Genomic DNA, 21,150 nt, shown 5'->3' on the forward strand with positions numbered 1-21,150 from the left:
GACTACTCGGCCCGGGCCTTTTCAGCCCGGGCCGAGTCGTACGCCCGGCGGGCCTCCTCCACGTCCTCCATGCGCTCCGTCGTCCAGGCGGACAGGGCCTTGACCTGGGCGGCGGCCTCACGGCCGAGGTCGGTGAGCGAGTAGTCGACGCGGGGCGGGATGACCGGCTTCGCGTCCCGGTGGACCAGGCCGTCGCGCTCCAGCGTCTGGAGGGTCTGCGTCAGCATCTTCTCGCTGACCCTGCCGATGGCCCGGCGCAGCTCACTGAAGCGGTACGGGCGCTCCAGCAGCTCCATGAGCACGAGCACACCCCAACGGCTCGTGACGTGCTCCATGACCAGGCGGTGCGGGCACATGCCCTCGGCGTCGACCCTGCTCGCTGCCGCGCTTCCTACCATGCTTACTCCCATGTAAGTACCTTACCTGAAAGTGGGTACTTTCGTGAAGTTAGCGCTTCCCCTATGGTTAGTGCCAGCCCGCACCCCACTAGGAGATACGCAATGAGCATCATCGTCACCGGAGCCACCGGCCAACTCGGTCGTCACGTAGTCGAGCAGCTGCTGGAGAAGGTTCCGGCCGACCAGATCACCGCCGTCGTGCGCGACGCGGAGAAGGCCTCCGGCTTCGCGGCCCGCGGCGTGAAGATCGCGGTCGCCGACTACAACCAGCCGGAGACCTTCGACGGTGTCATAGCCGCCGGCGACAAGGTGCTGCTCATCTCCGGCAACGAGTTCGACAAGGGCCGCGTCGGCCAGCACAAGGTCGTCCTCGACGCCGCCAAGGCCGCGGGCGCCGCGCTGCTCGCGTACACCAGCGCCCCGGGCACCCTGACGGCCGCGCTCGCCGACGACCACAAGGGCACCGAGGCGGCGATCCTCGAGTCCGGCGTCCCGTACTCGCTGCTGCGCAACGGCTGGTACAACGAGAACTACACCGAGCAGCTCGCCGTCGCCCTCGAGCACGGCGTCACCCAGGCCGCCGGCGAGGGCCGCGTCGCCTCCGCCTCTCGCGCCGACTACGCCGCCGCCGCTGTCGCGGTGCTGACCGGCGAGGGCCACGAGAACACGACGTACGAGCTGAGCGGCGACACCAACTGGAGCTTCGCCGAGTACGCGGCCGAGGTGTCCAAGCAGTCCGGCAAGGACGTCGCCTACAACGCCGTCTCCGCCGAGGTCCTGATCGGCATCCTGACCGGCGTCGGCCTGCCCGAGGGCTTCGCCACCATCCTCGCGGGCGTGGACGTGTCCATCGAGCAGGGCCAGCTGGCCGGCACCCCGGGTGACCTGTCCCGCCTGACCGGCCGCCCCACCACGCCGATCGCCGAGTCGATCGCCGCCGCGCTCAAGGCCTGACCCCCGACCCACCCATACCCCTCGGGGGCGCGCACTCCCCCGTCACGCCCCCGAGGACGCCCGCCCCCGTCTGTCATGACCGTATGGCGATACGAGCATGACAGGCGGGGGCGCTCGGCGTTACCGTCGTGGACGCACGTCCATATGCCGATGTGCTGGTACGAGGGGAGACACGGGTGTCCGGCAGGCCGACGAACGAGCAGCGCACAGGTCTGCTGAACGGTTTCGCGGCATACGGGATGTGGGGCCTCGTCCCGCTCTTCTGGCCGCTGCTGAAGCCGGCCGGAGCGGTCGAGATCCTGGCCCACCGGATGGTGTGGTCCCTGGCCTTCGTCGGCGTCGCCCTGCTGGCGCTGCGCCGCTGGGCCTGGGCGGGCGAGCTGCTGCGGCAGCCACGCCGGCTGGCACTGATCACGGTCGCCGCGGCGTTCATCACGGTCAACTGGGGCGTCTACATCTGGGCCGTGAACAGCGGGCACGTGGTCGAGGCCTCGCTCGGCTACTTCATCAACCCGCTCGTCACCATCGCCATGGGTGTACTCCTGCTGAAGGAACGACTGCGGCCGGTGCAGTGGACGGCGGTCGGCGTCTGCCTGACCGCGGTACTCGTCCTGACGATCGGCTACGGCCGGCCGCCCTGGATCTCCCTCTGCCTGGCCTTCTCCTTCGCCACGTACGGCCTGGTCAAGAAGAAGGTCAACCTCGGCGGGGTGGAGTCGCTGGCCGCCGAGACCGCGGTCCAGTTCCTGCCCGCGCTGGCGTATCTGCTGTGGCTGGGCGGCCGGGGCGACGCGACCTTCGGCGCACACGGCGCCGGGCACGCGGCCCTGCTCGCGGCGACCGGCATCGTGACCGCCCTCCCGCTGGTCTGCTTCGGCGCGGCGGCGATCCGGGTCCCGCTGTCGACGCTGGGCCTGCTCCAGTACCTGGCCCCCGTCTTCCAGTTCCTCCTGGGCGTCTTCTACTTCCACGAGCCCATGCCTCCGGAGCGCTGGGCCGGGTTCGCGCTGGTGTGGCTCGCCCTGGTCCTGCTGACGTGGGACGCGCTGCGGGCGGCCCGGCGGGGGGCCCGGCGGGGGGCCCGGGCACTCAGGGCGGGGGCCGACCCGGTCCTCGTACCGCCCATGGCGGAGGCCACGGAGGACGTACGCCACTGACCGGTGGAGCGGGCTTGGAGCGGGCGTGGAGCGGGCCGCTGTCAGTGCGGCACGTTATAAGTGGTTTCCATGACACAGACACCCGCACAACAGGCCCCCACCCCCGTGCACTGGAAGCTGGTCATCGACTGCGCGGACCCGCACGCGCAGGCCGGCTTCTGGGCGGACGCGCTCGCCTACACGGTCGAGGACCACAGTGCGCTGGTCGAACGTCTGCTGGGCCTCGGTGCCGTGCCGGCCGAGCTGACCGTCGAGTCGCACGGCCGCCGTGCCTGGCGGGACCTGGCCGCCGTACGGCATCCCGGTGACCCGTACCAGGAGGAGAGCGGGGCCGGGCTCGGGCGGCGGCTGCTGTTCCAGCGCGTGCCGGAGCCGAAGGCGGGCAAGAACCGGCTCCATCTCGATCTGCACCCGGGGCCGGACCGGCGTGCGGCCGAGGTCGAGCGGCTGACGGGGCTGGGGGCGAGCGTACTGCGGGAGGTGCGGGAGGCCGGCGGCGAGTGGACGGTGATGACCGACCCCAACACTGCTAACTACCAGTTCTGAGCATACGCGCACGTCAGAGAACACAGAAGCCCCGCACGGCACTTGGGCCGCACGGGGCGTTTTGCTGTCTGGTCAGTTGCAGAACGACGACTTTACGGCGGTCACGATGTCCGCCGCCTGGTCGTCGGTGAGGCTCGGCACCGTGCCACCCTCGAAACGGGCTTTGGCGTTGCTCTGGACGGTTGCGGCTTCCTTGCCGCCCTTGACGTCTAAGCACACGTTGCGGGACCGGTTAACGGCTCTCTCTTCCTTCGCGGCCAACCCCGGATCTATGGCGTTCAACGCTCGGATGAGTGTTGCGGTCTGTGCTGCGTCGGGCGAGGGAATCGCCGAACTCGGTTCGGGCGTGCTGGTCGACGGCTTCGCGTCCTGTGTTGCCGATGCCGTAGCGGTCGGCTTCGCGTTCTCGGCCGAAGCCTTGTCGGGCTCGTCCTTGAACAGCGAGAGCATCCCGCCGAACGCGAGGACGGCAACGCCCGTGATGATCCATGTCTTCCGCTTCATGCGGCCCCTCCCAAGGGTCTCGATCATGACTTGCCTATCACGCCGTGCGCTTGCGCAGCGATGGGATGCCGTGGATCACGTCGTTGCCCGTGGGGCCTACGCCGACGACCGGCAGACACTCGGGGCAGGCGTACAGGGTCACCCCGGGGCCGCTCACGCGCTCGATATGACGGCACGCCACGGCAGCTACTGACCAACGGCCGCAGTGGCAGCACAGAGCCCCCGAGGGGGTGGGCGAGACTTCCGGGAACAGTTCCTCGGCGGTCATGCCGACACCCCGAACTGTGCGAAGTGGTCGCCGGGATACCGGTAGTCGTAGTCAACTCCGCGTGCTGCGAACTCGGCAGCCCAGGACCGTTCGCGCTGCACGGGGGTGAGCCGCATAGTCTCTTCCGCCCGGAAGATCTCGCGGACTTCGGCGGAACTCGGTCCGGTCCACGGCTTCATCCACGGGTTTTCCGTAGGGGCGGGCTCGGTGACGGACGCAGGGGCGGGCTGTGCTGTCCTGTGGCGTCCGCGGGCAGGCAGTAGCAGCCGCAGGGCCCACACCAGGGCGCGGGCGATAGAGTCACGCATACGTCGTTCAGCTCCTAGATAGCTGTTCGGTCGGAGCCCCGGCGAACCGGTCCTACGCGGTTTGTCGGGGCGTTTCTTGTTTCAGGGACGACGCTAAGCCAACACGTCTAACTCGTCTACCTGTCTAACTGGTCTGCACGTCTAAGTCGCCCAAGTTTGGCCGCTTGTCTACGCTCTGCCTCATGTCTGAGCGACCGACTGACCCGCACACCCCGCACGCCCCCTACATGCGGGTTCTGGACGCGCTCACCGCAGAAATCAGGGCGGGGGAATATGGGCCGGGCGAACCGATCCCGTCCGATGCCGAGCTGTGCAAGCGGTTCGGCGTAGCCCGCGAGACTGCCCGCCGAGCTGTGCGGGTGCTCCGGGAACGGGGGCTCGTCGAAACCGTGTGGGGGAAGGGTTCGTTCGTGGTGGAACGCTCGGTGTCCGGCGACGGCAATAACCAGGACGGCTAGTCCTCGTTCGTCTCCCGGTCGGGGAACAAGTGCGGGTGTTGGCGCGCCAACTCGTCGCACAGCGCATCAATCGTCGGGTCAGTCACTTCCCACGAGTGCCCCGCGGGGTGGTCTCGGTACAACGTGCACGCGTCGCCGTTCTCGGCTGGTGCCTCGCACCAGGGCATGAGCAGAAACCGCCCGCAGAGACTCCGCCACACGAACCACACTGCCGATCCGTCTATGTCGTCTAAGAAACTGGCGTGCATCTCGTCGTGCTCTTCCGCAAGCTCACACGAGACATAGGAAGGTTCCGAGCGGTCTCCGGCAAAGACAGGCGGGGGCGGTATGACGGCAACGGCCGTGCACTGCAACATGCGGGGTCTTCCTTGGCAGGGGGAGAAAAAGAGGGAGCCCCGCCCATGCGCCACAGGGGGCAGCGCACGAGCGGGGCGGGCGGCGACGCTCGTGGACGTCGCCGGGAAAGTGCGCCGAACGGTCGGGGGGACGTTCAGCGCACGTGGACTATCGCGCGCCCAGGGACCCGCGCCACTGTCCGCGGGACAGATGGCACACACCATCGGGCGTGATGCGAACCCGCGCGCCGAGCAACGGCAACAAGCCTTCCGCGTTGAGCCGGTGGCGGATGCGCTCTAGCGCAGTCCACAGACGTTGCGGTCCGCCCTGGTGGACTTCTGGCGGGTTGGTCCCATCGGCGGATGCTCGGGCCCATGAACCGTCCGGATGGACCATGTAGGCGGTACGGGTCTGGTCGCGCTGTTCGTAGTCGAGTTCCACACCTGGTGTCGTGACTTGGAGCATGGAACTCAACTCCCATGCGTTCGACAGGTCCACCACGGGATAGTTGCCCGTGCTGATGTCCTCGCCCTTCCCGTCACGGGCAAGCGTGAACAGTTCGGCGAGGGCGGGCGGGTAGTCGTCCCCGGAACGGGTGAGCATGAACCCGGCGGTGTCACGTTCCACCTGCCCGACCACGTCACCGTTGGCGCGCTTCCACCCCGTGAGGATCAGACACGTACGCCCGATGGTGGTGGCGATCCGTCCGCCTGGTGCGAGAGCGGCAACGATGGGAGCGAGCCCCGGACCGGCGGGCAGCCCGACCGTGGAAACGATCCGGTCGTATCTGCCGGGCACATGATCGGTGGCGTCCGCGGTGACGAACTTGGGGTGCAGTCCGAGCCGCGCGAGCCGGTCTTGTGCCGCACTGGTCAGATAGGGGTCCACGTCCAGGCTCGTCACGTTCCGGTCCCCGATGCGCCGTGCCGCGTACGCGGTGAGCCCGCCCGCTCCGGTACCCAAGTCCAGGAAGGACAGACCGTCCCCGAGCCGCCCATGCCGAAGCATCCGCACCACCAGGCTAGGCAGCGTGGCGGAAGACGTGGGCATCCCGCTTGGCTGGTCGCCGGGCTCTGCATGGTCGGCATGGTGCGGACCAACACGGGTGATCAGAGAGCGGTCTGAGTACGCGGCTTCCATCCACGCTGCGTGGTCGGTAGCCCCGTCCCGCAAACGCCACCCTCCCGACCCGTCCCGTACCCACCAGCGGGGCACCAGCTCATGGCGTGGGGTTGCCGCTACCGGCGTGAGCCACCGGGAATCCGGGTCGGTCACTTGCTCTGCGAGGCGTACCGCATGCTGTTGCCAATCCATCCGACAACCTTTCTGTGAGTGCGCGGGGTCACTGCGGGTCGCACGATGGTGTGTTCGCGGGGTCGCAATCGCCGCTGTCATCGGGCGGGCACGCATTTTGTACCGGGAGCGGGACACTCGCGGCGAGCTGCATCCAAGAGTCCCCGCCGAGTAGGTCAGCAAGCCGGGTTTCCCGCACGTTGCCCACCGGGAAGTCACGCGAGAGCACGCAGCCGGCGAGATCTCCGTTAGGCAGGATTGCCGCTCGCCCCCGCGTGCACCGCCCGCACATCTCGTCAAGGGTCGGCTTCCATCCAGGCAATGCGGCCCGACCGACCGCCCGCACCCGGTCCGTATTGATGCGGTGAACCCCCATGGATTCCAGCTCGGCGCGGGCTTCGGCTACCCGCTGTCCCGGCAGGATGTCCACGATTCCGGCCCGCAGCGTGACCCCACGGTTCACCGCTTCCCGGATGTTGCACCGGGTCCGCACGTAGCTGCCCGCCCGTTTGGTGATCGCGTCGTGTTCGGCGGGGTCGTCGCTGTAGTAGCTCGTCGCGAGCGTCACCCCGTCGCGAACGAACAAGTCCCACCATTCCTCGCGCACGTGGAAAAGGTTGCTGTAGATCTCCACACGCAGCCCGAGCGTGAGCGCCAGGTCAGCGAACGTGCGCCACTGCGGGTGGACGGTCGGCTCTCCGCCAATGAGCTGGATGGTTCGGATGCCGAGTCCGGCAGCGTCGATGATGACCGCTCGCCAGTCTGCGGGAGTCATCACCCCATGCGTGGCTTGCGGGCTGGACTCGGACAGACAGTGCGTGCACGTGAGTTGGCACTTTCCGGTGATCTCCAGTTCAAGGGACTGGATTCCGGCGAGCGGGGATACGGCGGGCGGTTCGATGATCGTGGTCATGCGTCGGTTCCCTTCTGGTTGTCGGTTGCCGAGTCGTCGCCATACAGGCTGTCCGGGGTGTGATGGCGGATGTGGCGATCCGCTAACGCCCCCTGCGTCTGGTCGGGGCGGGGTGCCGGATTCTTGACGGTGTCTCGCTTGATGGCTGCCGTTGCAGCGGCAACGGTGGTCCTGCCCTTGCCCATGGCTCAGTTCTCCGTCTGCTGGTGTGAGTTGGTACCGCCCGGCCGGCTGCCGCCGTCATACAGACAGCCGACCGGGGTAGTGCCCGCCTCCTGCCCCAGAGCGCGAGTCAATGGCAGGAGGCGGAGTCTCAAAGCGGCGGAGCCCCGCAGAGGTGACCCGCCCTGGTCGCAGAAGGGGAGGGAGCCAGACCGCACGCACGGTCCTTGGATAGCTCGTACGACCAGGGCGAGGGCTGGTGGGGAGAACTTTCCGGCGGGGTCACCCGGACAGGCCACACAGAAAACGTGAATCGACAGTCCATGTCGGGGACGACGACGAACAACGGGTCGCCACTCTTGATCCGCTCGCGGGCGGCTCGTTGCTGTTCACGGCTTGCGCACCAGAAGCGGAGTTCTGTCGGGCAGTCCGGGGCGAGCGTCGAATCTTGACGCATGGTCGGCTGTACCCACGCCGAACGCGTCGGGTCGGGGTCGAGTCGGTCCGCGATGTGTAGTGCTTCGCCGCGGAGCCACCGAAGCGCCAGCACGGGTGAAATGGTCTGGAAGGCGGCTAAGACGTAGGGCATTTCGAAGCCCTTGCCGTACACAAGCCCTGCGGCGAGCACTTCGCACCGGTAGTCCGCCAGCACCGGTGTTCTCACGTCGAACCCTCCCGCCACATCACCCACGGGCGTTCGATCACTTCCGCGTAGCTGGTGTGCTCGGGGTACTCGCGCATATGGGCAAACGCCCAGTCCTGCGAGTTGATCGGGTCCGTGCTCCGCTCCGACCGCGCACCACAGTTGGTGTCGTCATCTCCAAGAGTGAGACACCTGAATGCGTACGTGAGCGGTGGGGCGTCGTCGTCCTGGTCGGGGCGTAACGTCCACTGGACGAGCCGAAACAGGCGAGCGGTCGCAGTGGTCACAACCGCTCACCCCGGCTTCGCGCGTTGGCCCGGGAGGTCTCGGCCCGCAAGCGCTGACGGGGACCCGCCGGCTCCACGTCCGCAGGGCTCACGGTCCATTCGGTACCGCCCGTGACCGGCCGAAGGGACCAGAGCCCGCACCACGCGCCGCGAAACTCGCCGATCCGGCCCTGCGTGTCCACCATGAGCGTGCCGGGCTCTGGAACGTGGACGGGTTCCGGCCCATCTGTGGGAACGTTCTGCGCAGACACCGCCGCTCCTCTCCGTAGCGCTTCGGCTACTCGGGCGGCCCAGCGTGGCCTAGTGTCGCGCTGTCTTCAACTTGCGCGTTTTGCTCGGAGAGTTAGGAATCTGCATGGTGAACCGGAAGGAACTCGACCCCGAGGAATCCCCCTCCGCACGCTTCGGCCAGCGTCTACGGCAGCTTCGCGACGAACGCGGGTGGACGCAGGACGAGCTAGGGACGCGCATGGGCTGCACCGGGACGCATATTTCTGCGGTCGAAACTGGTCGGCGCCCTCCAACTGAGCGCTTCGCGACGAGTGCTGACAGAGCGTTCGGGACGGGCGACATGTTCCAACGCATGGTGCACGCCCTACAAAACACCGCCCTGCTGGAGGGGTTCCCGGAGTACGTGAGGCAAGAGGTACGAGCCACAGAGATCAGACTCTTTGAACTCGGGATCGTTCCGGGCTTGCTCCAGACACCGGAGTACGCGGCAGCTATCGCGCGGGGTGCCGTACGGCGTGGGGCGATCACGGAGCAACAGGCAGAAGAACGGCTAACTCTTCTTGCCGAGCGGCAAGCGTCGCTAGTACGGACACCCCCGCCGTTCGTCTACGCCGTGTTGGACGAAAGTTGCATCCGTCGGTCCGTCGGTGGCCCGAAAGCCATGGACGCCCAGTTGGACAAGCTTGCTGCCTTCGCCGAGCTGCCGAACACCGTGCTCCAGGTCGCCCCGTTCGATCTTGGAGAGCGACGGTCGTTCGACCTGCCGGTTACCCTCCTGACGCTCCCGGACCGGTCCCAAATCGCGTACTCGGAATCTGCCCAGCAAGGGCGACTAGAGCGGGATATGCGGTTCGTACAGCCCATGCTGACCGCCTACCATCAGCTACAGGCCGAAGCCGCTTCACAGGCGGTGTCCGTGGCCATGATCGAACAGTTACGAAAGGGCACCCCGTGACGACCGAAGACTCGCAGTGGTTCACGTCCTCGTACAGCAGCAACGGCGGCCAGTGCATCGAGGTCGCCGCAAACCTCGTCGCCACGTGCGGCGTGGTCCCCGTCCGTGACTCCAAGAACCCGACTGGTCCGGTACTGGATTTCCCCGCCGGCTCGTTCGCTTCCTTCGTGGCGAGCGTCAAAGCTGGAGAGTTCGGGGCCGTCTGACAAGTCGGTCCGCCCGATCCGGTCAAGGCAGCCCCATCGTGCTCGGCATGGTGGGGCTTCGCTGTTCTCTCGCAGCAACGGCGAAAGCCCCGCCACACCCCCGGATCGGAAGGTATGGCGGGGCAACTATCGCGGTTAGGCAGCGCGGTCGGACACTACGCGCGTAGGGGCACGAAACGTCAGCCCTGCGGGTGGTTCCTGGTCGGGCATGCGGTCCGTGAGGTAGACCCCCCAGCCTTCCTCAAGACGCGCAACGGGGATGCGCGGCACGAACACGCCGAACCGCTCGGTGAGTTGGGCCCGGACGAGTACGGCAGCCATGCGGACGGCAAGCGCGTCAGCGTCTGCGCGTTCCTCGCGGCTGTCCACAAATCTGCGGGCACTCGTACTCATGCGGCGAGCAGCACCGGAGGGCGGTGCTGTCCGTAGGCACACGCGGTCACGGGTTCGTCCCACTGGACCCATACCCCTGCGTCGTTGCGTACCCATTCGACGGAGCCGGCGAGTGCCCCCGTGCGGCGGTCTCGGACCAACAGTCGAAACCCGGTGTACTGCGCTATTACGCGTAGCAGTCGCGCCACGACGCCCCCTTGCGTTTCCACGATCAACCGCAGGTCGTCACATGACCGCACGGTGTCTTCCCCCAACACGTCGGGCAGCTCAGGACAAGCCATCCACCCGCCGTTGTTCCCCTCAAGCATGGGAACGATCACAGTCGTCCGTACGTAGAACTCCTTGCTGTGCGTAACCATGTAGTCACATTAGTACAGCCGTTCGAGCATAGGAAGGGCAAACTACCGGTCGGTTCACATCGTCACTTTGGCCAACTCTGCCCCCACTGCGACGCGTTGACCACCGATTTGGTTGTGGTCGCCCCGCGATGCGAACCATTACTTGCGTCGCTCAATCATATTGGAGGGCGCGGCGGCGCCCCCTCCGAAGCGCGGAGTCGTGACCGTCCGTGGGCATGTACACGTTCACGGGATCGGCCGGTTTTGGGGTTCTCTGCGAGAGCCTGAGAGTAGTAGCGCAGCCTCGCCGGCTCGGCGGGTCACGGTCGCGACGGTCCGTCCCGAGCTGTCTCGAACGTGGATGTCCACCAGCTCACCGCAGCGAGTCACGGTCACGGTGCCCCCGTCGCCGGTCGTCATGGTCACCATGTGCGCGCACCAGCTCGGTACAGCTCGGCAAACCGAGTCTTGCCCTTGAAACGGGTTTTCTTGACCTGGTCAACGGTCACACCCATGTCGTCGGCAAGTAGCGCATCCGGACCGTCCCCGAAGTGGGGGACGGGAGTTATGCCGTGGTCCGCCTTGAGTACGTGGCGCTGCCGTTCGGACAGCAGACCCAACGAGCGGTGCACCTGGTCCCGGATCACCTCCCGGCGGTGCGATGCCACATCGGACGCGCTCACCAACTCGGCGGGGGCTTCCATCTCGCCCGCCACCACGTCCCCGAGCGTCACGCCCGGACCCAACAGGGGGCCACTGAACGGCCGGTCCAACGAATCGAGACCGAGCCAGGAAAGCCGTGCCGCTCGCGCAAGCTCGGGGCTCATCTTGTCGCTTCCCATGGCATCCGTGGTCGCTATTCGCTCGGCGTCGTACGGGTCACCACCAGCCTTTGTAATGGCGTCCTCGAAAGCCTTGGAAACGCGAGTGGCAACACCGGGGCGAATGGCTTCACGTCGGGCATCTTCCATGGACCGAGTTACGGCACGGTCAATGTGTGCCATGAACTGTGCAGGTTCGGTTCCGGTAAAGGTGCCTATTGCCTGCCACACCGTGATGCGCCCGGTTTGGGTCAGATCATCAATCAAATCGCTGTCGCCGTTTATTCCGGCCACCTTCCGCCCTCGGGCGGAAACCAGCGCTTCGGTCTCGCGTATTACTGCCGTCACCGCGTCAAGGTCGTTTTCCTTCGCGGCGGAAATCTGGTCATGGGTGAGCTGAGTCAAGGGGCACCGTTCCGGGTGGAAGATTTGGTTGCCCCTCCGTAGGGACGGAGGGTCTCCCGGAACGGAGCGCGAGGGGTCACCAAAGGGCCCTACGGCTCGAATGCAATGCGCCTTGCAAAAGGGCATGAAAATGCCCCGTCCCGGATAAGCAGGACGGGGCTTGCGCATTGCCAAATCACTGCATGGCAACGAACTTATGGATATGCCAGCGGCACAACAATGCACATAAGGCGGGTGTATCTACTCGTATCGGCACTTACTTGGGATATTGGCGCACCAGACGCAACGTTTCGTAACGCTCGGCCAGTCCGTTACTCGAATTGGTTGCACTGAGTGCGCGACTGTGAAGGGATCGCGGATACCGTGACCCTCCCGTGATTCATGCGCGTGCAACTAAATGGAAACGGGCGCGTCGCTTGCCGGTTTTTCTCGATTACTCTGCGTGGGAAAATCACGGGGTGTTACTAGTGGTCGGCCCCATACAGCGAACCCCACGACCGGCCCCCTATCTCAGATTCCGCATCGATCGGGACTCCGAAGATCGGGAACGTCATAGCTTGCTCGAACTCGCGGGCAAACTCTTTGGATTCTCGCTCGGGCACCGACGCCAACACTTCATCGTGAATAGGCAAGCGGCAGTATTCGAGCAGACCGGCCGATTCCATGTTCAGCATGGATTGCCCAAGGACATCCCGCGCGGTGCTCTGGCACAGGTAGTTCGTCACCGCGTACGTGCGGTCCCGGTCCAACGGCAGCCGGCGACCGGTGACAGACACCAGCACCATTCCCGTTTGGAAGGCTTCGCGCTGCCACCGGGAAGCCGCCCGGCGAATCTCCGGATACACCCGGTCGTACGCCCGGAACGCGCTTCGCACGTCCTCAATGGGTGCACCCGTCTGCCGGGCAGTCGTCTCGGCTCCGCCACCGTAGATTTTCGACAGACCGACGCCCTTACAGAGCTTGCGATGAGCCTTGGTGAAGCCCTCGCCGAAAACGAGCCGCGCAGTGAAGTCATGCAAGTCCTCACCCTTGCCGATTGCCTCTTTCATGCGCCGGACGTCAGCGAGAGCGGCGAGAACCCGCATTTCAACAGCCTTGAAGTCCGTTGAAACGATCACGTGTCCGGGGTCGGCGAGCAGACACCGACGGATCATGAAATCGGAACTCGGAAGGGTCTGGAGTGCGGGGCGGGTGATCGACATGCGGCCCGTCCTCGCCTGTAGCGAGTTGATGAACGGGTGAACCCGGCCCGAGCCGTCCACGGTCTCCAGGAACGTCCGTGTGTACGCCTTGCGCCACTTCCCGGCCCGCTTGCTGCGGAGCACGGCGAGGGCGAGCGGGTTGGGCGTGCGGGTGTCGAGCGGCTGCCACTGCAACGACATGTCCGCGAGGGCGAGCAAGACGTTCTTGTCCACCTTCACGGACCCGCTCGCGGTGTGCTCGGTGAGTACTTCCCCCATGCCCGCGAACGCTTCGGCGAGTTGGGCCGTGCTGTTGACGTTCTCGACTCCGTACCGCCGGGCCCGGTCCGCGTACGTGCTCGCGTCCTCGCCGAGCCGGCGGTCAAGGTCTGCTGTGTACTCCGTATCGAGCACCAGGCCCGTGCGCATCATCACGGCGCAGAGCCGAGCTATCTCGTGCTCGTATGTGACGAGCTGGTCCCGCACTTCCAGCCGGGCAAGCTCTCGCCGTAGCACCGGTTCGAGACGAGCCGTCAGGATCACGTCCAGCCCCGCGTACAGGAGGTACGTCGGCTCTGTGAGCGGGATGCCCGCCCACCCTGTCTCTTTGGTGAGCCCGAGGGAGCGGAACACTGCTGTGAGCCCGCTCTGTGTGTCCGGGGCCGCAGCGTCAACCCAGTGAGCGGAAAGCGGCTTCAACCCCGTTCCTATGCCGCCCTCTTGGGGCTGCCGCGGGTCCACCAGGCTTGCCAAGATGCGGGTGTCAACCGTCCACGGTGCGAGATCTTCCAGCGGAATGCCCGCGTGCCGATCCAAAACCAACCAGTCGAACGCGGCGTTATGGATGAGCGCTTGACGGCAACGCTGGATAGCGTCTCGCGCGTACGACGCGAAGTAACCCCCGCGCTCATACAGCAGAACCCACGCATCGTGTGCGTCCCCGAACTGGACGGTCCGGAGCCTGTAGCCGGGCGAGTAGATATCCAGCCCGGTTGTCTCGGTGTCCAGCGCGATCGGTCCCCGCTCTCGCGCCTGGTACAGCCATTCCCAAAACTTGTTCAGGTCCTCGGTGTCCTCGGGAACGTGGACCGTGACCCGCTCGCCGGCTATGTCATGGCGAAACTCGCGCATTCCTCCCCCTAAAGCAAAACGGGCCGCCCACCGGAATAGGTGGACGACCCGTGTTAATGGTCAGTGATCAGCTTCCGAAGATTCCCGGACCGGCGACGTCGGGGCTTTCGTCGGCAGCGCGGAGACCGACCAAAGAGATTCCCCGCATGGTCTTTCTTCGGGACACCCCGCGCTCTTCCATGGCGTCGTAAAAGGTGCGCCGAGTCCAGCGCTCGCGAGCCGGAAGGTTCTCGGCTTCGCACCACTCCAAATAGGTGTTAAACGCTTCGGTCCCGTTCATCACCTGGTCGTCGTCGGTGCGCTCCAACACTCCCGGAAAGAAGCCGGCGAGCTGGTCCGACGTCTCGCGGTACTCGCGGCTTGCACTCGTGATGACCTGCGGGTCTTGCAGCCCGCCCGCGTACCATTGGACGGAGCCGCGTACGGCCCACGCTGCGATGCCCTCGGCTTCCGCCAACAGGCGCACGTCTAGCGAGTGGTCCCGCTCATGGGGTGCGAAAAAACGCACGAACGGCAGCAACTTGACGCGTCGCCAAAGCCCCTCGTCCTGTGACTTGAACTTGGGCTTGTGGTTCGTGGCGAGCAACAGAAGAAAGCTCGGCTTGAACTCGAAGAACTCACGGCGGAGATAGCGGGCACTGATCATGTCCTTACCGGTGACCCGCTTCAAGATTGCTTCGGACATGGGTGCCCCGCTCTCACCCTCGGACGCCATGACGAGCCGGGCACCGCGGAGCGACGCAATATCGTTCGGAATTCCGCCGCTCGCTTTGGCCTCGAACGTGGCGAACGGCGTGGTCTTGCTGATAGCCCGGAACACGGCCGTGAGCGTGTCCACCAGAACGCTCTTACCGTTCGCCCCTTTCCCCCACATGACCGCAAAGGCTTGTTCCGTGACATGCCCGGTGATGCCGTAGCCGATGAGCCGCTGAATGTAGGCGGGCATGTCCGGCATGCCGGGGAAGATCTCGGCGAGGAAGGATTCCCACCGCGGGCACGCGGCTTCGGGCCGGTAGTCGATATCCAGTCCGTACGTGAGCATGTCGCGCATGTCGTGCGGGCGGACGTGCCCCGTGCGGAGATCAACCACGCCGTTGCGGAACGCGAGCAGATCGGGCCGGTTGTCGAAATCCACGGCTTCCACACGGACCATGGGCACCGACCGAAGTTCCGTCATGAGCGCGTCGATTCGGCTCGTCATGGTGAACCCGCGGGCGGCTTGCGTCTGCCCGGCGAGGACGAGCGCGGCCCCCATACGGTGGATTTCCTGCCGTACGCGGGTGTCTGAGCGCACCCACACCGAGCCGTCCCACGAATAGAAGCCGAGCCCCGGGGCGTAGCGGATGCGGCCCCCGCACCAGGCGACGAGCGCGTGAGCGTTCATCGCGTCGGACTCGCCGAGCTGTCCCACCAGGCGGGCAAGGATCTCCGCGGCTTCGGCCCCCTGGTCGCGCGTGACGGTGTCGGCCCCGGTGCGCTCGGCAAGCTCGGCGGAGCGTGCTTCGGCTTCCGCATCGGCGGTGTCCCGGACGGGCTTTGCTGCCTTGACTGCACGGTGCAGCTCGGGCGCGAACCGCTCGGGGTCACGCTCGCGCCATGCGGTCAAGTCGTCGCCCTCGCGGGGCAGTTCGAGCCGTAGCGCGTGCACGCCGTGTTCGGCCAGACCCGCAGCGAGCCGAGCAGAGAAGCCGTTGCCCGCCGTATCGGCGTCCCCGGCGAGGATGACGAGCGAGCCCCGCAGACCCTCGGCGAGTTCGGCAACCAGCTCGGGCGAGCCGGCGAGGGCAGCCCCGCGAATCGCCACGGCGTCGTAGCCGCACGCAACAGCGGTGAGCGCGTCCCCCGGTCCCTCGCAGACCAGGACCGTCCCGTATCCACCAGCACCGCGGAACACCCCGAACGGGGACCAGCGGTGACCGCGTGGATTGATCAGAGACAGCCACCGTGCCGGGCACTGCCCGGAAAGGTCCCGTCCCTGTAGCCCTCGCGCTATCCCGTCGAACCCGTACAGGGGCACGGTCACGCGAGGGTGTGCCCGGTACTGGCGAGAGAGGTAGGGGAAGCCGTCGCCCTGGTCGCCGGGGTCCACGCCGATCCGAAGCTCTGCGGCGGTCTCCAGGTCGAGCCCGAACCGGTCGGCGAGGTAGGCCCGAGCTTTCCCGGCCCACTCGGCGGAGTAGTCCCCGAGAGCTTCCGACGTTCGGTCGGTGTACGCGGCGAGACCGGCGACCAGTCGCGCGGGGACCAGCTCGGGACGCTCGGCGGACACCGTGGCACCGGGGCCGGTCACGTCGAACAGATCGGACCAGGACAGCCGTACCGCTGTGATGACGTCCTCGGTGCGGCAGCCGGCCCGGCACGTGATCCGAACCTTGTTGTCCTCGCCGCGCCATATCCGCAAGCTCGGGCGCGAGTCCTGGTGTCCGGGGCAGAGCGCGGAGTATCCGCCGTCCTGGTGCTCGTCGGCGGAGCCGAAGCGCGAGAGTAGATCATTGAACAGCACGACCAGCCACCCCCGCCCGTATGTCGGCGAGTAGCCGCGCGAACCGCTCAACATCGGTCGTCAGATACCAGCGGCCCGAGTCGAGACCCCGCAGCGAAGCGGTGAACCCGTACCGGTCGTGCATGTCCCGCGAGGACAGCCCGAGCGCTGTACGTGTCCGGGTCCACGTACGTACGTCAAAATGCACACGTCCCGAGCGGACACCGAGCCCGCGCACCTTGTGCACGACCACGCCATACGGGAAGCCCGCATGCACGGCTTCCACTCGGGCTTGCCGAAGCCACGTCGGTACGGCGGGGCTCCGCACGTCCTTACATTCGAGAATGAACGGGGCAGCGTGCACGTCCCCGATATCGCGTGCGCCTTCCTGCGCGGGTCTGCGGACGTTCATGCCGTCGAACGGGTCGCGGAACACCCCGTTGTTGTCGACCAGGTCAAGGAACGCGTTAAGGAAGTTCCGCACGGCGGATTCCCACATGGTCCCGCGCGCCTTGTTCGGGTTAGCCATGGTCGGCCCCCTGGTGGACGCGTGCACCACGTGCCACGGCGTGAGCGGCTGCCGCGAGGTAGCGCAGCCAGTCCGCCCGAGTCATCCATCCGGCCCGGAGTCGAAGCGTGTCGCCCCGCCCGAGCTGCCGCACGTCCCCAAGTGCCGGGGCACGGTCGGCAGTTATCTCAAGTTCCATTGGTCCCCCCACACAGCAAAGGGCCGGACAACCCGTATCGGTCGCCCGGCCCTCGCCTGGTCTGTTGCTTAAACGCGCTCGTCCGTCACGCTCGGAATGATGAGCCGGACGTGTTCGGCGGAAATCCACTCCTTACGGAGAGAGCGACGCTTGGTGAAACCCGACTCCACTCCGGTCGGCTGGACTCGCAGCATGGCGCGCAAGCGTCCGTCCACAAGCCGCGTAGTCACCTTGTCAACCACGGCATCCGTAAGCCGCACGCGGTTTCCCTGCCGTGCCGCGTAGGCCACCAGGTCACCCCGGTAAACCTCCTCGCCCGCGTAATCGGTAACGACCCCCCGCTTACCCATCTGTCTTTCCCTCCTTGTGATTCAGCAAATGCAGATACGCCGTGAAAGCCTGTTGCGACACGACACCGTTACCGGCTGCCTTTAGCTGCCTGGCACGGTTGAGTCCCGGAATGTGTGTGATCCAGCCCCGCGGCAATCCCATGAGCCATTCCGCGAAAACAGATGAGAGCCGACGACCGCCACGGGGGCCGAACTCCACCGGAATCGGAGCCGGCGAGCCCATGAGGGTTTCCCAGCGGTGTACTGCGGGCCCAAACTCGGCCCACCATTCCGGCGGGGAATGGAAAGCCCCTGGGGTTTCCTCGGCAACTTCCGGGTCAACGGGCAGAAGGAATGAAACCTCGTCATCGAGTGTCGGCCCGTGCCCACCTTCGCGGCGCTTGTCCGGATGCTGTGGGGCTCCATTGGTTCCCAAATTGGCTGTGGGTGTCTTGAAAAGCCGTGTTGCACGGTCCTTGTCGAAAAGCCTCGCCACTGCGGTAACGAGATCCTGCCCGCCGCTTCCCTGTCTCGCGTCTCGCGCGAAATCCGGACCCTTAGACGCGTCGGATGCCAACGGAGTCGGCAGAAGGGGTAGCGATGCAGAACCATCGATCTCTATGGTGGGCGGCTCCAGTTGCGGACGCGCGGAAGCAACACCATCGCGCGTCGTACCCGCTCGCGGCCAATCCCGCGAGTACGTGCGCCAAGCCCCGGTTTCGGATGGCGGATACGTTCTCCAAGAAAAGGAGCCGTGGTCGAAGAACGCGAACGGCCCCGAGGACGCTTTCCCAAATACCCGACCTCTCGCCATGAATCCCCGCCCGCTTCCCTGCATTGCTGATGTCCTGGCAGGGAAACCCCGCCGTGATGATATCCACCTTTCCCGCGAGGGTGGACCAGTCGAATTCGGTAATGTCCCCGATGTTCGGTGCATGCGGGTAGCGGGTCACGAGGATCAGGGACGCGTACGGGTCGATTTCCGCAACGTATTTGATCCTGTCGCCGGTCAGAGCCTCGACAGCCCGACCGATCCCGCCGTAACCGGCGCACAGTTCTAGAATTGCTATGTGATTTCTCCCCCATTGAAGGGGCCCCGAGAACGTCCCGGAGCCCCCTAGCCGGCCGCCCGGTCAGAGCGTCTTGGGCTCGGCAATGGCGTCGTTCCAGGACTTCAGAACCTTGATTACCGGCTTGAAGTACGAGACGTCCCGCCCCTTCTTGGTGGTGTACTCCACCAGCTCAATGGACAGTTCGGCGAGGGCTTCACCGCCCACCTTGTCCAGCGAGTTCGCGATTTCGTGCAGGACCTCGGCGAGCTTCCACGAACCCGTCTGGAACCGGAAAAGGCCAAGGTCGTAATCCTCGGCGAGCCGGAACAGAACCGAAATGCTCGGCCCCGGACCCCGCTTTGCCTTGTGAGCCGCCTTCCGGTCCTCCATGAGCGGCGGGCAACCGCACGGCTTACCCATGTCGGTCTCCGGGGAAAGGAACTCCACCCCGTCACAGTGGTGGATAAGGACGTTGCCGTTCCAGAGCTTCATATCGGACGAGACCGCCGAAGCCCCGGACAGAACCACCTTGACGCGGTTCGTACCCGTCAGAATCTCGATGTAGTTTTCCGACGTGTTGTCCGTCTCTTCCGGCTGCCCGCCCATGAGCTGAGCGATAGCCGCGGCAACGTCCGGGTCACCGGTCGTCACCTTCCAGTCGGCGAGAGCTTCCGGAATACCGTTGACCGATCGGCCCGAGTGGAATCGGCCCACAGTGTCATCCGAAAACGTGCCCTTCGGCAGTGCGTCCGGGTCGGTCTCGAAGATGCGAATAGCCATACTGTGAATTCCTCCTGATTTTGGGCATAAAAAAGGACGAGCCGTTTGATTGCTCGTCCTGGTGCTGGTGTAGGTCTTAGCCGCGCCGCTGTGTTCCCGTGATGAGTCGTCGGACGCTCTGCGCAATCGGGCTGCCGAACACGGTCTTGGAGATCTCGCGGTCCCACTGGAACACGTGCCGCAGCGTGAGGAACACGTTAAAGATTTCCTCGTCAATGCGAACGGGCTTGAAAACCCAACCGTCCGGTGTGATGTGGAGAACCGCCGCGCCGTCCACCTTGGGCATGGGCTCGGACTGTCCGTCCGCAGAAATGACCCGGTCGGCATGGGCGTACGCGGAGAGCTGTAGTGCCACGTCCGGATATGCGCTCTTGCTCGTCTTCCAGTCCACCAACAGCGTGTGCCATTCGCCGTTTTCGTGGTCGGGCTTTCCGTCCTCGCCGAGCCGTAGCCGAATGATTGCGTCAAAGCTGCCCGCGTAGCCGTGCTCGTCCGACCAGCACACGTCTTCGGCTCTGATCAGCTCGGGGCGCACAGCTAGCAGGAACTCGGCGAAACCGAGCCGGTACGGCTCCATGTCCGGATGGACTCGGCCGATCTCCTCCAGCCGGATCATGCGCTCGAAAAGGTCGTGCGCATCCGAGCCGACCTTTGCCCGCAGATTGGTGTATCGGGTGTGACTGTTCCGCAGGAAGTCAACAGCCCCGGCGGGGTCACGCTCGGCGATAGCCCGTACGGCGTCCAGGTTCTCGACTGCCGTTTCTGCGGTCATGCGAGCCGCCCAGAAGGTCAGGAACGGCTTGGGAAGCATTCCGACCACGGACGTTACGCCCGGCACTTTTTCGGCGGTCTCGGGGCTTATGTAGAAGCGCGAGCCCCCGCGCTTGATAGTCCGGATGGCTCCGGGCATGGCTGTCCCCTCGTAATCGTTCTGGTGGGTGATCGGCGAGGGATGACGGATGACGGTTAGGACCCTTTTTTGGTATGCGTCTAAAAAAATAGAGAGAAAACCAAAGAGGGGGTCGGAGCGTCATCCCGTCATCCCTCGCGCTGGTGTCAGCGGGGAACTGCGAGTTGGTCCGCGAGTGCGTGCAGCTCGGCGAGGGTGCCCCCGTTGGTGAGCACGGCGTCCGCCGGATAGTCGGCTAGCTCGGTCTCGCTGGTGTGCTGCCGCTCGTCCTCGCCGGCTGGTCCGTGCTCGCCCGGACGGTCCACGCGGACCAGAAGGAACCCGCGAGCGGTGAGCGCTTCGGCTTCGTTCTCGTACCGGCAGTCCGTCACGACCACGGGCAGGTTCCAGCGCTCGGCCACGTCCACTTTCGCGAGGGCGAGCCGAAGCCAAAAATCCTCGTCCTGGTCCCGGACGGACTGCCCGAGCCGCTGCAACGTGCGTCGCACTTCGGGCCGTTGCTTGGCTCGGTCCCACCCATGGCGGCGCACGTCGTCAGACAGCCAGATCGGCAGTGGCCCGTAACCCGTGGGCTCGTAACCAATGAACGGGTCCACGGACAGAGCCATGTCCCGCAACGGGTCCGCGAACGCGATGCGAGCGAACACGAACCGCGAGACGAGCCGAGCCCCCACGGCGTCCTTACCGGAGCCCGCCCGGCCCATGAGCGCTACATGGCGGTAGGTCACTCGGCGGTCGCCTGGTCGTCGTCCTGGTGCTCGCCGGCCGTGGCGGTCTTGGCGTCCTCGGTGCGCTGGACAGCCTCACCGGTACCGAGCACCGCAGCGGCGAGACCGAGAATCAGCGCGGACGGGAGATCCGGCGCGTAGTGGACGACGAGCGCGAGCCCGGCGACGAACACGGCGTAGATACGGGCCGGATGGGTCTTGATGAACTGCGGCATGGGTTCCCCCTGTTGTTGCTGTGCGTGAACGTTTTGGATTTGCGTTCCCGAGCTGGTCC

The 21,150-nt window shown here is 65.8% G+C and carries 23 protein-coding genes; 6 read left to right on the forward strand and 17 right to left on the reverse strand.

The annotated features are described in order from the left end of the window. Window positions 1-2 precede the first annotated feature (2 nt). On the reverse strand, window positions 3-410 hold the full coding sequence (locus OG241_RS22400; RefSeq protein ID WP_405817278.1) for a winged helix-turn-helix transcriptional regulator: 408 nt from the start codon (window positions 408-410) through the stop codon (window positions 3-5). 90 nt (window positions 411-500) lie between these two features. On the opposite strand from OG241_RS22400, the gene OG241_RS22405 reads away from it, so the two are divergent. The 3 genes from OG241_RS22405 to OG241_RS22415 all read left to right on the forward strand — a co-directional run bounded on the left by OG241_RS22405 (window position 501) and on the right by OG241_RS22415 (window position 3,055). Further along, a complete protein-coding gene (locus OG241_RS22405; RefSeq protein WP_405817279.1) occupies window positions 501-1,352 on the forward strand; it encodes an NAD(P)H-binding protein in 852 nt (283 codons plus the stop codon). A 176-nt stretch (window positions 1,353-1,528) separates the two neighbouring features. Further along, window positions 1,529-2,509, forward strand: coding sequence for an EamA family transporter RarD (gene rarD, locus OG241_RS22410; RefSeq protein WP_405817280.1), 981 nt, complete (start codon window positions 1,529-1,531; stop codon window positions 2,507-2,509). Window positions 2,510-2,578: 69 nt separating this feature from the next. Beyond that, window positions 2,579-3,055 carry a VOC family protein gene (locus tag OG241_RS22415; protein WP_405817281.1) on the forward strand — a complete coding sequence of 159 codons (477 nt, stop codon included), beginning with the start codon at window positions 2,579-2,581 and terminating at the stop codon, window positions 3,053-3,055. A 72-nt stretch (window positions 3,056-3,127) separates the two neighbouring features. Here OG241_RS22415 and OG241_RS22420 read toward each other — a convergent pair whose 3' ends face one another. From OG241_RS22420 to OG241_RS22430, 3 genes are read right to left on the reverse strand one after another with little or no spacing between them, the layout of a single operon-like run. Further along, entirely contained in the window at window positions 3,128-3,559 is a 432-nt protein-coding gene (locus tag OG241_RS22420; RefSeq protein WP_405817282.1) for a hypothetical protein, read from the reverse strand. A 37-nt stretch (window positions 3,560-3,596) separates the two neighbouring features. Beyond that, on the reverse strand, window positions 3,597-3,827 hold the full coding sequence (locus OG241_RS22425) for a hypothetical protein (protein ID WP_405817283.1): 231 nt from the start codon (window positions 3,825-3,827) through the stop codon (window positions 3,597-3,599). Then, window positions 3,824-4,135 carry a hypothetical protein gene (locus OG241_RS22430; protein ID WP_405817284.1) on the reverse strand — a complete coding sequence of 104 codons (312 nt, stop codon included), beginning with the start codon at window positions 4,133-4,135 and terminating at the stop codon, window positions 3,824-3,826. Before OG241_RS22430 ends, OG241_RS22425 begins: the two co-directional genes overlap by 4 nt. Before the next feature lie 182 nt (window positions 4,136-4,317). On the opposite strand from OG241_RS22430, the gene OG241_RS22435 reads away from it, so the two are divergent. Then, a complete protein-coding gene (locus OG241_RS22435; protein ID WP_405817285.1) occupies window positions 4,318-4,593 on the forward strand; it encodes a GntR family transcriptional regulator in 276 nt (91 codons plus the stop codon). A gap of 504 nt (window positions 4,594-5,097) precedes the next feature. On the opposite strand, the gene OG241_RS22440 is transcribed toward OG241_RS22435, so the two are convergent. From OG241_RS22440 to OG241_RS22455, 4 genes are all read right to left on the reverse strand, one after another. Next, window positions 5,098-5,979 carry a methyltransferase domain-containing protein gene (locus OG241_RS22440; protein WP_405817286.1) on the reverse strand — a complete coding sequence of 294 codons (882 nt, stop codon included), beginning with the start codon at window positions 5,977-5,979 and terminating at the stop codon, window positions 5,098-5,100. Between the two features lie 292 nt (window positions 5,980-6,271). Beyond that, a complete protein-coding gene (locus tag OG241_RS22445; RefSeq protein ID WP_405817287.1) occupies window positions 6,272-7,135 on the reverse strand; it encodes a radical SAM protein in 864 nt (287 codons plus the stop codon). After that, a complete protein-coding gene (locus tag OG241_RS22450) occupies window positions 7,132-7,320 on the reverse strand; it encodes a hypothetical protein (protein ID WP_405817288.1) in 189 nt (62 codons plus the stop codon). The genes OG241_RS22445 and OG241_RS22450 overlap by 4 nt, the downstream gene beginning before the upstream one ends. Before the next feature lie 637 nt (window positions 7,321-7,957). Further along, the gene (locus tag OG241_RS22455; protein ID WP_405817289.1) at window positions 7,958-8,227 is read right to left on the reverse strand and encodes a hypothetical protein; all 270 of its coding nucleotides are present in this window, start codon (window positions 8,225-8,227) and stop codon (window positions 7,958-7,960) included. Window positions 8,228-8,582: 355 nt separating this feature from the next. On the opposite strand from OG241_RS22455, the gene OG241_RS22460 reads away from it, so the two are divergent. Both OG241_RS22460 and OG241_RS22465 read left to right on the forward strand, forming a co-directional pair. Beyond that, window positions 8,583-9,413, forward strand: coding sequence for a helix-turn-helix domain-containing protein (locus tag OG241_RS22460; protein ID WP_405817290.1), 831 nt, complete (start codon window positions 8,583-8,585; stop codon window positions 9,411-9,413). Beyond that, on the forward strand, window positions 9,410-9,619 hold the full coding sequence (locus OG241_RS22465) for a DUF397 domain-containing protein (RefSeq protein WP_405817291.1): 210 nt from the start codon (window positions 9,410-9,412) through the stop codon (window positions 9,617-9,619). Before OG241_RS22460 ends, OG241_RS22465 begins: the two co-directional genes overlap by 4 nt. Window positions 9,620-10,772: 1,153 nt before the next feature. Here OG241_RS22465 and OG241_RS22470 read toward each other — a convergent pair. The 9 genes from OG241_RS22470 to OG241_RS22510 form a co-directional block, all read right to left on the reverse strand. After that, a complete protein-coding gene (locus OG241_RS22470) occupies window positions 10,773-11,576 on the reverse strand; it encodes a hypothetical protein (RefSeq protein ID WP_405817292.1) in 804 nt (267 codons plus the stop codon). A 464-nt stretch (window positions 11,577-12,040) separates the two neighbouring features. Continuing rightward, window positions 12,041-13,888: a DNA polymerase gene (locus tag OG241_RS22475; RefSeq protein WP_405817293.1), complete on the reverse strand. Its 1,848-nt coding sequence runs from the start codon at window positions 13,886-13,888 to the stop codon at window positions 12,041-12,043. Window positions 13,889-13,955: 67 nt separating this feature from the next. Further along, window positions 13,956-16,391, reverse strand: coding sequence for a phage/plasmid primase, P4 family (locus OG241_RS22480; RefSeq protein ID WP_405817294.1), 2,436 nt, complete (start codon window positions 16,389-16,391; stop codon window positions 13,956-13,958). Further along, window positions 16,378-16,929 carry a hypothetical protein gene (locus OG241_RS22485; RefSeq protein WP_405817295.1) on the reverse strand — a complete coding sequence of 184 codons (552 nt, stop codon included), beginning with the start codon at window positions 16,927-16,929 and terminating at the stop codon, window positions 16,378-16,380. Before OG241_RS22485 ends, OG241_RS22480 begins: the two co-directional genes overlap by 14 nt. Before the next feature lie 1,034 nt (window positions 16,930-17,963). Then, window positions 17,964-18,476 carry a DNA cytosine methyltransferase gene (locus tag OG241_RS22490; RefSeq protein ID WP_405826368.1) on the reverse strand — a complete coding sequence of 171 codons (513 nt, stop codon included), beginning with the start codon at window positions 18,474-18,476 and terminating at the stop codon, window positions 17,964-17,966. A 63-nt stretch (window positions 18,477-18,539) separates the two neighbouring features. Beyond that, window positions 18,540-19,238, reverse strand: a complete 699-nt coding sequence (locus OG241_RS22495; RefSeq protein ID WP_405817296.1) for a hypothetical protein — start codon at window positions 19,236-19,238, stop codon at window positions 18,540-18,542. 76 nt (window positions 19,239-19,314) lie between these two features. Continuing rightward, the gene (locus OG241_RS22500) at window positions 19,315-20,148 is read right to left on the reverse strand and encodes a hypothetical protein (RefSeq protein ID WP_405817297.1); all 834 of its coding nucleotides are present in this window, start codon (window positions 20,146-20,148) and stop codon (window positions 19,315-19,317) included. A 146-nt stretch (window positions 20,149-20,294) separates the two neighbouring features. Continuing rightward, complete coding sequence (locus tag OG241_RS22505; protein ID WP_405817298.1) at window positions 20,295-20,876, reverse strand: hypothetical protein; 582 nt, start codon at window positions 20,874-20,876, stop codon at window positions 20,295-20,297. Beyond that, window positions 20,873-21,091 (reverse strand): hypothetical protein, encoded by a 219-nt coding sequence (locus OG241_RS22510; RefSeq protein ID WP_405817299.1) that lies wholly within the window; start codon window positions 21,089-21,091, stop codon window positions 20,873-20,875. The genes OG241_RS22505 and OG241_RS22510 overlap by 4 nt, the downstream gene beginning before the upstream one ends. Between the last annotated feature and the right edge of the window lie 59 nt (window positions 21,092-21,150).

The organism is Streptomyces sp. NBC_01390 (assembly GCF_045040105.1).
Lineage (GTDB): Bacteria > Actinomycetota > Actinomycetes > Streptomycetales > Streptomycetaceae > Streptomyces.